This window comes from Niallia sp. FSL W8-0635 (assembly GCF_038007965.1).
GTDB lineage: Bacteria > Bacillota > Bacilli > Bacillales > Cytobacillaceae > Niallia.
In genome coordinates this window covers 2,258,553-2,271,737 of the sequence record NZ_JBBOYD010000001.1, presented here as the reverse complement: position 1 = coordinate 2,271,737, position 13,185 = coordinate 2,258,553, and the positions used below count along the sequence as shown (strand labels likewise).

Genomic DNA, 13,185 nt, shown 5'->3' with positions numbered 1-13,185 from the left:
AAGCGTCCAGGCCATTCATTTATTTCCAAGTTTTTAAAAATACCAGTAATCTATTTTTCCATTCAATAAATTTCGAAACAGCTTTCGGTTGCTTCCCTTGCTTTTGCATTTCATAAACACTTGCTATGGCAATGAGAATGGATCCTGCAATTAATAAATACACCCACCATGGGAAATTCCCCCAATACGGTCTTGTCTGTAACAATACATTGAGAACCAATACACCAATCCCAACAAAGAAATAGGATTTATAGCGGAAATAAAACCCTGATAGGATAGAAATAACAGCAAGCCCACCTAAGATAATCGCGTCATAGATTGTATGAGAAAGATATCCATCGATTGCTAATATAAGAGCAACGATAATGACAAATCCCCATTCCACATAACTTAATATCATCAGCTTACTTATTATCTTCTTCGTGCCAATTAACATGATAATCCATGGTAATACAACTAACTCTGTCACAATATATTCCTGGATCGAAATAATCGTGAGGAAGGAATAATAAGGAACTAGCAATAAAAACATACTTACAAGCTTAGGAATACATTCGATTTCTTTTTCCACTCTTTTAATCTGCATAAAAGCAAGAAGGGTGAGAAATAAGCCTGGTACTACCAAATCCCATTTAAAGGTTGTTTCTATTCCATATAAGGATAAAGTAGAGACGATACTTCCAACCAGATAAAAATCAATCCACCTCTCCCCGTCTTGCTTCCATTTCGAAATGGAAGTGTAAACAGTCGAACTTATAAACATAAACACTACTGCCCATATGCAAGTAAATAAATAACGATCAAATGGCATAAACTCCTTCGCGTATAGGAGTATTTCATTGTTAATAAGCAGCAACACAACTCCACCAAGGGAGAAAAGATGGAGTTTCTCCAAATGAATCACAAGCAACACAAGCATAATATAAAGGAGGATTATAAAATATGTACCGAACGTAAATGGTAAGGCAAATAACCAAGAAATAATCCCTAGAACACTAAATGGTAAGAAAAAGTACAGAAGCTCTGCCTTGTTCTTTGTTATGAAATACATGCTAAATAAAACAATAGACAGTGCTAGAAAGGCAAGACTATAAGGATTTCCCCCTGCAAAATCAAAAGAGATAATCGTTGCTAAAAAGCAATAGTTAGATAAATAGCTCCCATATCGGAATACCATCTTCACATATTTATTTACAACCAAATACACACTTATGCTATAGGCAATAAACGCAAAGATAAATGGAAGAAAAGAATCATTTCCAATAAATAAACGATCAATAACTATACTTCCTATTATATACACATGGGATATCGTTAGGAACGGCACCTTAAATGAAGTATTTTTCAATCCAAATGCAATAATAAACAGTGCAACCCATCCATATTTCATAAGGGTTTCAAAAAGAAATATACCGCTGTCCCAAATGGAACCGACAAGGCTAATATAACTAAGCAAACTTACAATACCAATTAACCACGTAATGAAGATGTTTCTGATTTTTCGATACAAATCATAAAAAACGAGTATCGCCACTACATACAAGCTTGTTGTCACCCATTTGTTCATTGTGAAATATTCAAAAATTAAAAGCAATCCGAACCCATACATGATTTGGCCAAAGAAATAGCTAATACTCCCCATTTTCTTATCTATTCTTTCATAGAAACTTCCTGTTAGTATAGTGAGTATACTTCCTATTGCAATCGTAAATGGAGGTCCTTGCTCTTGAAAAATGCTAATCGCCTCTGCTGTCGTAAAATAAACGCCAAAAAGAGAAATCGGAATCAAATAGGTAAGCAATTGCTTATACTTTTTATTTGTTAGCAAACGATTTCCAATAAACAGGCTGATTGTTATTCCCCCTACCATGAAAGGAATATAGCCCTTCCCAATAAAAATTGCCGTTGATAAAAAGGTGATAAATGCCATCCAAGCAACATTATAAATAGCGGAAGGCTTTCTAATATCTTGTAAGAAATTTACCTTATTAAATATTCCGAGCATAAATAATAACCCAATGTTAATTCCATAGATAACGAGGAATAAACTGTCAAAGTCCTTTATTAACTGAAGTAACACAGCAATATTCCATAAAACTAGGTTTAAGAATACTACCGGCAAATATCGGATTAAGGAATAAGCCACTCTTTTCGATAAAAGGACAAATTCAACTGCTAAGAATAGATAGGCAATCACAATATACATGCTTCCGTCGAGAAAAAATTCTCCATAAAAAACAAGGGTAACTATAAATGTTCCAAGTGCAATGATAAAGCTTGTAAACTCCCAAACTCTCCCCCATTCCATTTTCCCTTTTAAGATAAATACAAAAGAGAGTAGAATGATACTAAAACAAGCAAATGCTATTGGCAGGAAATCTTCGAGAATTGGGGAAGTGAAGATTCGATATAGACCAAAGGAAATCGCGATCGTTATGTAAAAATGGTCATATTTTCTTTTCGTTAGCGCTACTGTCATCATAAATAGAGCACTAATGATCAAATAATAAAATCCATTTACCACATTATTCTCAAACATGAATGTCATAAATAAAGCAGTTAAGATTAACTGCACTTGGACAATAGCAGTTAGTTCTGTCTGAAAGTATTGAATCCATTTCCATTGCTGATGCTTTAATAAAACATATATCGTTATAAATTGATAGACTACCAAAAGTAAGAAAAATCCATCTTGGGATAATGGTAGAAAAGCAAGAAAAAAGGCAACCGTTCCAGATACTGCCCCAATTGTCAGTATTTTATATAAACGAGACTTTAAATAAATTGCTAAGGCAACATAAATGGGGAATAATATAAATCCCGCAATTACGCCTAATAAAAAGCGTCCTTCTCCATACATAGAAAGATAATCTCCTGCTAGCTGAAAAAAACTAATCGAAACAAATCCGATTGGTAGGAATAGACTTCCTAGGAGAAAGAAAGCAAATGCTGTATGATCGATTTTTATAACTTTTTTCGATAATAGACCGACGCCAAAAAATAAAATCGAAACAAAAAAGATTGATATTGCTTTCATCCATCCTGGCATGGTATCCCAATTACTTGTTGCAACGACTAAGCCACCTATTAGCAATAGAGCTACCCCTAAGTAGAGCATTACACCAATATTTCGTTCACGCAGCTGTTCGGCACTATATTTTTTCTTTTGCTTAACAGGCTGTGCCTTTTCCTTCTCTTTTTTTACAGCTACCTTTTCTTGCCCTTCCTTAATCACACTGTCCTTTTTCGCTTCATCCGCTAGAAATCGCTCAAATCCAGCGGTTATGTCTGAATAGCTTTCGTTCGATATGTATTGCTTTGAATATAATATTTCCAAAATGCGATTAAAAATAGCAATCGTATTCTTTTGCATTATACGCATCCTTTCTTCCTAACTTATTCATTTACTTACCATTTTAACCAATAGTGTAATTTTACAACAAATGATATCATTTTTCAATATATTTTATTTTCTAAAAATAAAGGATATTCTTTGTAAATGAGCGAATTTATTTTACATATCGAAATAAATGGAGGAAAAAGAAATGAAAATGATTGAAAATTATTTAAAAGAAAATAGACAAGATCATTTAGAAGAATTATTTTCCTTTTTATCATTAGAAAGTATTAGCGCACTCCCAGAGCATAAAGAGGATATTCAAAAAACAGCAGAATGGTTAGTGCAGGCTCTTACTAATGCTGGTTTAGAGAATGCTACCATCTACCAGACAAATGGAAATCCCGTTGTTTATGCTGACTGGCTTCACGCTGATGGGAAACCGACTGTATTAGTATATGGTCATTATGATGTACAGCCTGTTGACCCAGTAGAATTATGGGAGACTGCACCTTTCTCCCCTGACATACGGGACGAGAAGCTGTATGCAAGAGGTGCCAGTGATGATAAGGGTCAGGTTTTTATGCATATTAAAGCAATTGAAGCAATACTACAGACAACAGGCTCTCTTCCTGTAAATATCAAATTTTGTATTGAAGGAGAAGAGGAAATTGGTAGTCCTGCTCTGCCTCTTTTTGTAGAAGAAAACAAAGAGCTACTAGGTGCTGATGTTATTGTTATTTCGGATACAGGAATGATAGAACAAGGGAAACCAACAATTTGCTACGGTCTTCGTGGTTTATGCGGCATGGAAATACATGTTAAAGGTCCAAAAAGCGATCTTCATTCTGGATTATTTGGAGGCGCGATTCAAAATCCGATTGCTGCCATAAGCGAGCTATTAGCGAGCTTTCACGATCAAAATGGAGGAATTGCTGTAGAAGGATTTTATGATCGTGTAACACCTTTAACAAAGGAAGAAAAAGAAGCCTTTGAAGCATTACAAATTTCCGATGACTCATTCATCGAGCAAACAGGCTCCCCTACTCTATTCGGGGAAGAAGGATTTTCTACATTAGAGCGACTTTGGGTGCGCCCAACTTTAGAAATCAATGGAATAAAAGGTGGATTTCAAGGAACAGGCGTAAAAACCGTTATCCCTTCTGAAGCAAGCGCTAAGATTACGTGTAGACTTGTTCCTGCTCAAGACCCAGAAGAAATTGTTGCATTGTTAGAGAAACATATTGAAGCACATAAACCAAAAGGCGTTGATGTGACGGTTCAGTTATTTGATAAAGGGACACCTTTTGTTACGCCATTCGATCATAAAGCGATTCAAGCAGCTGGTAAAGCGTATGAAAAAATATACAAGGTGCCAACTTCCTATACCCGTGGTGGTGGCTCTATTCCAATCGTGGCAGCATTTGACCAAATTTTAAACCTGCCAGTTGTGTTAATGGGCTTTGGATTACCAGATGAAAATTTCCACGCTCCAAATGAGCATTTCCATTTAGAAAATTACGATAAAGGCTTAAGAACCATTTGCCACTATTGGTTTGAGCTTGCAGAAGTTTGGTAAGGAACAACAAAAGTCATCTAATATTATTTACTAATTAATCAGCAGCCTAAATGCACTTCACCACCAAGGTCTCATCTAACCTTAGTGCCAAGTTCGTGTATTCAGGCTACTCCATTTTTTATTTATTTCAGTAACTTCTAATGGCAACTAACTTTCCTAGGAGAAAAATATTATTTTACTTCAATCAACTTATACGTATCTTCCTTTATCCGCTCAAAATATGGATTCATTTTTCCATCTTCTATATACATGGATAATGCATGCATCGCTCTTGTACAAGCTGTGTAAAACAATTCTTTTTCTAATTCTCCCTGATAGTTTGAAACATTATAAAGGATCACTCCATCAAATTCTATTCCTTTAGCTAGAAATGCTGGTATAACAGAAATGCCTTTTTCATAGGATGTCGTCCCTTTTTGAATAAAACGGACGTCTAGCTTTCCTTTAAGCATTTCGTATACTTCGCTGCTTTCTTTAATCGTTTTACAAATAATAGCAATCGTTTTATAGCCGTTCCCCTTCCAGTCTTCGATTCGTGTTAATAAATCATCTATTTTCTTTGTAGGATTAACTACACTTACTACATTTGGTTTTTCCCCATGGCGATTAAATGGTTCAATCTCGTCTCCGTTTACTGCAAGACCTCTTGTAAATTCAATAATTTCCTTGGTCGAACGATAGCTTTTCATTAACACAATACTTTCAACATCCTCTTGTTCTCCATTTGCGACTATCTCATTATGCTCATGGGCATAAATCGCTTGGTTAATATCGCCAAGTAGTGTCATTTTGCTATATGGGAATAGCTCTTTTAAGTAATTAATTTGAAAATCGGAGTAATCTTGTGCTTCATCAATAAATACCTGACGAATACCAGAAGTTGATTTTTTCCCTTCCAGCTTATCCTTTAAATAAGCAAAAGGAGTCCCATCTTCATACGATAGTACTTTCTTTTGCAGGTTTTCAATCGTTTGCTCTCCAATTTTTCGCCATTCATCCTCTGTTAATGCATTGGGACAGCTTAATTCAAAAACACCTCTATACATGGCAGTCATATCAATAAATCGTAATTTTTTAACAGCAGAATAGATGGACTTAAAATACTTGTTGACAATAATTTTCCGCAAAAACTTCTCCTCTTGGTCGAAATAATCGAAGTCTTCTTCTTTTTGAACTGCATGAAAAGCTTCTAAATACTCTTCTTTATCCATCAGCTCCATTTCCTCATCAACCCAGCTTTGCTTTCTTTCCGCTTTTGCATGCTTTTTCATTTCTTTTTGGGCCCATTCAATTAGCAAGTGCATACGGTTTGGGATGGAAATATGGCTATCTATTTCATAAAATTTTCTCATCAATTCTTCACTGGAGATAAACACTTTGTTACGAAAAACAATATCCTTGAATACCACACCATCTTTATGTAATACTTCTAAATACTCGTCGATAAGCTTTTTAAACTCCACACTACTTTTAAATTGAATACTTTTTAATCTACTTTCCTTTTTAACGGAGTCCGTTTCCGTTAACAAGTATTCTAATTGAGAAAAAGAATCCTCTACTTGATACGATTTTCCAATCCGTGATTGTAAATATTCGTAGAAAGTGGACTGGCGCATATTTTCTTCGCCAAGCTCCGGAAGGACAGTAGACACATAGCTATTAAATAGTGGATTTGGTGAAAATAGCATAATATTATCTGATTTCAATGTATCACGATGCTTGTATAACAAATACGCTACCCGTTGCAATGCAGCAGATGTTTTCCCACTTCCAGCCACTCCTTGTACAAGTAAGTATCTACTTTTTTCATTGCGAATAATTTGATTCTGTTCCTTTTGAATCGTTGCAACAATTGATTTCATCATGGAATTCGCATTATTGCCAAGTACTTCGAGCAATAACTCATCGCCAATCGTTACCCCTGTATCAAATAAACTGATTAGTTTCCCATCTCGAATGATAAATTGTCTTTTTAATAATAATTCCCCATCAATTTTCCCACCAGGCGTTTGATATGATGCTGGTCCTGGAGAATAATCATAATAAACACTGGAAATCGGCGCTCGCCAATCATAGATATAAAACTCTTCATTCTGTTTATCCATGAAAGAAGCAATCCCAATATATATTGCTTCTGTTCCTTCTCCTTCTTCATCAAAATCAATTCTGCCAAAGTAAGGAGAATCTTTCAGCTTTTGAAGAACCTTTTGTTGTTGATGGATCTGCCCATAGGTTCGTTCTCTTTCTCCAAGCAGCTCTGCTTGCTGTTTAATACTTGTAAATGTTTCAATGACATCATCAGGTTCGTCTAAGTTCACTGTAACATCTTCCCAAAAAGTGGAGCGTAATTGACCAACATCCCCGCCAATATTGTGAATATCTTGTTCCATTAAATTCAACTTTTCATCTATTTCTTTTCGAACAAAATCTATTCTGTTTTGTTCCTGGACTTTATCTTCCGCTTCTTTATTACTCATGTCCTTCCACCCCTAATCAATTATCTTGACAAGCAGAATAATTATGTGTTATCATTAAAATAGATAATTTATAATTATTTTCATTTTAATGACATCATTAAAAGATTCATTTATTTTAACATATCTACAATCGTTTTTCCACTATTATAAGAATAGACATCCCATATCCTTTACGGATATGGGATTTATTATGTCTAATTATACTTTTGCAATCTTTCTTTTGAACGGAACCCCTTCTCCTCTTTTTAAATATAAATAGAGAAAAAAGAAAAATACTCCACTAAATGCTCTTAAAAAACCTGAAATATTCATAGCCGTATATATATTTGTTGTTTCTAAGAGAAAGACACCAAACTGTGGTGCGATAAAAGCAACAAAGGCAAGTAGAATATTATAATTCGATATACAGATACTGCGGTTTTCCGTTGTGGTCACATCCAACAATTGATTAAACAGCATTAAAACAGTGCCGGATACAAACAATCCAGTAAATATATTTGTAATAACAAGAAAAACAAGATTGGTTGAAACAATGGTTATAAATGGTGCAAGCGCCATTCCGATTGATACTAGAATAAGCATCTTTGCATTAGAATGCTTATCTGCCATTCTCGCCCACCATTTAAAACTGATAATTTGGCCTATCGAATTGGCAACGGCAAATAAACTAATCCACAACCCTGTTGCTCCTGCATATTTTATTTGATAGATACTAAACAAAGTCCAACACATTTGCCACGCAAAATTAAAGAACAACGCACTAATAATAAAATATAAAAAAGATTTATTTTTAAAGACCGAAATACCAAATAAGGAAGAACTCTCTTTAGTTATTTTTTTCATTTTCGGCTCTTCATGCTGTTTTAAATAATACAATTCCAGCAATCCAAATATAAAGGCAATGAAATACAAACCAACATAAGGAATTGGATCTGCTTTATCAAAAAACTGAAGAAATATACCAATAAAGAACGTCGATATCATACCAATTAAGGTCATCATCTTATTTCTTGTGCTAAAAAAACCACTTCGTCTATCTTCTTGAATAATATCTCCAATAAAGGCCTGCCAACTTAAATTCGCAAAGGAAAAAGGAAAATTCATGAGTCCAACCAAAACAATAAAGACGATTACTTGATATTTATCAGGTATAAAGACGACTAATGCAATACCAACTAAAAAAAGCCTTGCAGCTAAAAAAGAATACACGGTAAACATCTTCTTCTCCTGAAGTCGATTAATGATCAATGAACCAATAATCATCGCAAACATTCCAATAAATTGTGGAAGTGAACTAATTAATCCAACTTGATAATTGGTAGCTCCCAAAACACTTATTGCAAAGAGGGGAAAATAGTTATTAGAGATGTTCAATATTATCGTTGTGTAAATTCCATTCTTGATGCTAAGCCTTTCATTTTCTGAATTCGTCTGTTCTGATTCTATCATTCCTATATCATCCTTTTTCTTATCAAAATTATTTCAATTTCTGAAATATTCATAGTTATCATACTCTCATACTTCTCAACCTGCAAGCCTTTTTTGAAAAGAATTTGATGAAATATTTTTGAACTTTTAGGCCTCTTTTATATAAGCAAAAAAAATCTCTTTCCAATTGGAAAGAGATTTTTTTAATGCATTCTATTCTTCTACTGATTCCTCAGTTTCAGTTGTTGTTGACGTTCCTTTTATATAATTATAATCCTCACGGTTAATCGGTGTGAATCCATTTGGTTTATGGAATCTTAATAAATCTTTCATTACAATGCTGTCAGATGCTTGTAATTCTGCAGCTGCTGCTTCTGCTTGCTCAGCACCTTCTGCTGCATCAACTAACTCGCCATCAGCATTATAATAGTTATCACCAATCTTTGTTAGTGTTGGAGACACAAAGTCACCATTTCTAAATGGAACTGTTTCGCGATGTTGTTCAGAAAGTAAATCAGAACCAACTTGTAAATACTCCTTTGTATCAATACCTAGAAGATGCATTAATGTTGGCATTACATCTACTTCGCCACCAAATTTACTTACTACATTTCCTTCTACGCCTGGTACATGGATAAATAATGGTACACGTTGTAACTGCGTGTTCATAAATGGTGTTACTTCTTCTTCACCAAGTACTTGTGCCATTGCTTTATTATGGTTTTCTGAAATACCATAGTGGTCACCGTACATAACGATAACTGTATTATCATATAATCCAGATTCCTTTAAGTCTTCAAAGAATAAGCGGATTGATTCATCTAGATAATGAGCAGATTGGAAATAATGGTTTACTGCATTATCACCAAAGTCACCTGCTGGGAAGTCTGTATCGCCTTCATCCATTTCGAATGGATGGTGGTTAGATAAAGTAATAAACTTCGTATAGAATGGTTGCTTTAAACCTTCCAGTAAAGGCATACTTTGTTCAAAGAACGGAATGTCCTTCATCCCATAGTTTTTCGTATTTTCTTCTGACATATCATAGTAATCAGCATCAAAGAAATAATCGTATCCAATCGTTTTATACATTTCATTACGATTCCAGAAAGTCTTATAGTTACCATGGAACGCAGCAGAAGTGTATCCTTCTCCTTTAAGAATCGCTGGGGCTGATTGTAATGTATTTTGCGCTTTGTTTACAAATACAGCACCTTGGGACATTCCATATAAGGAATTTTCCATCATAAATTCTGCATCAGATGTTTTCCCTTGTCCTGTCTGGTGGAAGAAGTTATCAAAATAAAATGTATTTTCGTCTTTAATTAATGAGTTTAAAAACGGCGTTACTTCTTCTCCATTTAATTCGTAATTAATAATAAAGCTTTGTAATGATTCCAATGAAACGTAAATAACGTTTTTACCTTCAGCCGCTCCAAAGTATTTCTCATTTGGCTCAGCGTAATTAGCACTTATGAAGTTTTGTACTTCTGTAATATCACTGCTGTCTGCTAATGCTCTTTGACTTTCAGATCTAGCATTTTGCACGATATCATATACGGTAAAGTTATAAGCACCTAAATATTTTACTAAATAGTTTCTATCAAATGACCGACTTAATAATTGCGGGCGATCTGCCTCTGCTAAACCTAAGTTAATAACAAATGTCAAAATAGCTAACGCAAAAACAGATTTTGCTGCTCTTCTATTCTTTTGTATCGTAGGTTTATACGCTTTTGTTGCTAGTAATACGATTAAAATAATTACATCTAGGAAATAAAGAATATCATATGGTTTTAGTAGCGATAAAATACTGTCACTTAATTGTCCACCATTTACTTTTACCTGCATTACAACTGGAACTGTTATAAAGTCTGTAAAGAATCGATAATATACAATGTTTGCATATAATAATGCTGACATTAACGCCGTATTAATTGTAATATACACAGGCTGTGCTTTCCCTTTAACAAATAAAGCAAGTCCGATAAAGAGCAGTGCAGAGCTTAATGGATTAATAAATAATAGAAATTCCTGCATAGGTCCTTCTACACCAATGCTAAACTCTACCTTATATCCAATATATGTTTTCATCCAAAATAAAAATATGGCGATTAAAAAGAAAGAAGAATGTTTTGATAAAATTTTACGAAATAATTCCGCTGTACCTTTCAATCCCGTTCACCTCAATTCAAAATTTACAATCTCTTAGTAATTTGTTTATTTTCCCTTAAAAAGTGCTACCTTATCTACATATGTTGCTGCCCTTCCTTTTGTTCATCCTCTCAAGAAGTAGCAGTTAATGAAAATGACGTTATCAATTATAACACATCAATTTCAAAATGGTTATTCCTTTTACTTCCTATTAATAAAATTTACATAAAGTAGATTTCAAATTAATCACATCTTACATTAAATTAATGTATATTTCCAGCAATATCTATATTTATACGAAAAAAAGGGACAAAAGAACAGGTTTTGCGTTTTTTCGACAAGAATGAATATTAGCAGATATTTTCTAAAAAGAAAATGGTAAATACTCACATTCCTCTCTTTTTACCCTGTTCATAAGCAAGCAAAACAGCGAACAAGCATATTTAATATTCATTTTTTTAATAGTATAATGTAATGGAGAATAAAAGGAGGAATTTCACTTGATACATATTGACCAAAAAGAATATTTAGCTGTGTTAGAGCAGTTACTAAATGTCACCAGTCCATCAGGGAATACAGAATCAATCATTCAATTGATGGAGAAATATTTACAGGAAGCCAATATTCCTACATATAAAAATAACAAAGGAGGATTGATTGCGACCATTCCTGGCAAAATTACAGACAAGCAGCGCATGCTTACTGCTCATGTCGATACACTTGGGGCAATGGTTAAAGAAATTAAACCGAACGGCAGATTACGCTTGGACTTAATTGGCGGCTTTACATACAACAGTATTGAAGGAGAAAATTGTTTGATTGAAACTTCTACTGGTAAGACATATACAGGAACCATCCTTCTTCACCAAGCCTCTGTTCATGTGTATAAAGAAGCTAAAACTGCTGAGCGTAATCAAGCCAATATGGAAGTTCGCATAGACGAAATCGTCAAGAATCAAGAAGATGTGAAAAATCTAGGCATTGCCGTTGGAGACTTTGTTTCCTTCTATCCTCGTGTAGAGATTACTCCTTCTGGCTTCATTAAATCAAGGCATTTAGATGATAAAGCGAGTGTGGCGATTCTCTTATTATTAATGAAAAAGATAAAAGAAAACAATATTGAATTACCATATACTACAAACTTCCTTCTTTCTAACAACGAGGAAATTGGCTATGGCGGAAATTCAAATATTCCAGTAGAAACAGTTGAATATATGGCTGTGGATATGGGAGCAATGGGAGACGGACAATCGACCGATGAATATACTGTATCCATCTGTGTGAAGGATGCCAGCGGTCCGTATCATTATGCTTTAAGAAAACATCTTGTCCAATTAGCGGATAAACATGAGGTTCCATATCAACTAGATATTTATCCATACTATGGATCCGATGCATCTGCGGCCATTCGCTCTGGTCATGATATCAAGCATGCTCTAATTGGTCCTGGTATCGATTCCTCTCATGCATATGAGCGTACCCATTTTACTTCTGTTGAAGCGACAGGGAAATTGATTTATCATTATTTACTTAGTGAATTAGTTTGAAATTTTAACAAAAAGGAGAATGACATTATTTTGAGTCATCCTCCTTTTTATTATTCTGGTCTTTTTCCCTTTTGTAAATCTTGAATGGTTAGGCCAAAATCCATTTGAAAATGGGGATAATCCTTAAAGTTAACCCAGTCCCCACCCCATTGAAAGCCTAAAGCTTTTGCAATGTCTACGACTTCCATCCAATCACTTTTGCTATTTCCATTGCCATCATAATTCATATCCCAGATGACTACACCATTAATATCTAATAGAGCAAAATCTATTGCTAGCCCATAATTATGATAAGACTCGCCGCCCTTTGCATTGGTTACAATCGAACCTTCTGTCGTTCTTCCTTGCTCATATAGACGGTTTTGTTCTTCTACACTTCTAAAATCCTCTGTAATCACTATACGAATTCCAATATCTCCAGCCTTTTGTACAAGAGTATCTTTCTTCTCCTTTACAATCGGATTCAATTCAGTAGGCAATGGCACATTACTGTAGTCTGGCTCAGGTTCATTTAGTTTCCAATATAATAGAAGAATAAAGATAAAAATTAAAAAAATTAAAATAGCTCTCCCAGTCTTCTTTCTTTTTTTCCGCAAAATAATGCTCCCAGTTTCTGATGTTGTTTTTTTGCTATAGTATTTAAATGGTAATTTAAGCTGTATC

At 34.4% G+C, this 13,185-nt stretch carries 7 protein-coding genes; 2 read left to right on the top strand and 5 right to left on the bottom strand.

Annotation, left to right across the window (positions count from 1 at the left end; all coding sequences use genetic code 11):
- Positions 1-19: 19 nt before the first annotated feature.
- A complete protein-coding gene (locus tag NYE52_RS10860; RefSeq protein WP_341193072.1) occupies positions 20-3,373 on the bottom strand; it encodes a hypothetical protein in 3,354 nt (1,117 codons plus the stop codon).
- 172 nt (positions 3,374-3,545) lie between these two features.
- Between NYE52_RS10860 and NYE52_RS10855 the strand changes: the two genes are divergently transcribed.
- Complete coding sequence (locus NYE52_RS10855) at positions 3,546-4,916, top strand: dipeptidase (protein ID WP_341193071.1); 1,371 nt, start codon at positions 3,546-3,548, stop codon at positions 4,914-4,916.
- A gap of 170 nt (positions 4,917-5,086) precedes the next feature.
- Here the strand turns inward: NYE52_RS10855 and helD are convergent, their stop codons facing one another.
- The 3 genes from helD to NYE52_RS10840 all read right to left on the bottom strand — a co-directional run bounded on the left by helD (position 5,087) and on the right by NYE52_RS10840 (position 10,996).
- Entirely contained in the window at positions 5,087-7,393 is a 2,307-nt protein-coding gene (gene helD, locus NYE52_RS10850) for an RNA polymerase recycling motor HelD (protein ID WP_341193070.1), read from the bottom strand.
- A gap of 198 nt (positions 7,394-7,591) precedes the next feature.
- Positions 7,592-8,842 (bottom strand): MFS transporter, encoded by a 1,251-nt coding sequence (locus NYE52_RS10845; protein ID WP_341193069.1) that lies wholly within the window; start codon positions 8,840-8,842, stop codon positions 7,592-7,594.
- A gap of 192 nt (positions 8,843-9,034) precedes the next feature.
- Positions 9,035-10,996, bottom strand: coding sequence for an LTA synthase family protein (locus tag NYE52_RS10840; RefSeq protein ID WP_341193068.1), 1,962 nt, complete (start codon positions 10,994-10,996; stop codon positions 9,035-9,037).
- Between the two features lie 479 nt (positions 10,997-11,475).
- On the opposite strand from NYE52_RS10840, the gene NYE52_RS10835 reads away from it, so the two are divergent.
- Positions 11,476-12,522, top strand: a complete 1,047-nt coding sequence (locus NYE52_RS10835) for a M42 family metallopeptidase (protein WP_341193067.1) — start codon at positions 11,476-11,478, stop codon at positions 12,520-12,522.
- Between the two features lie 50 nt (positions 12,523-12,572).
- On the opposite strand, the gene NYE52_RS10830 is transcribed toward NYE52_RS10835, so the two are convergent.
- On the bottom strand, positions 12,573-13,118 hold the full coding sequence (locus tag NYE52_RS10830) for a M15 family metallopeptidase (protein WP_445669107.1): 546 nt from the start codon (positions 13,116-13,118) through the stop codon (positions 12,573-12,575).
- Between the last annotated feature and the right edge of the window lie 67 nt (positions 13,119-13,185).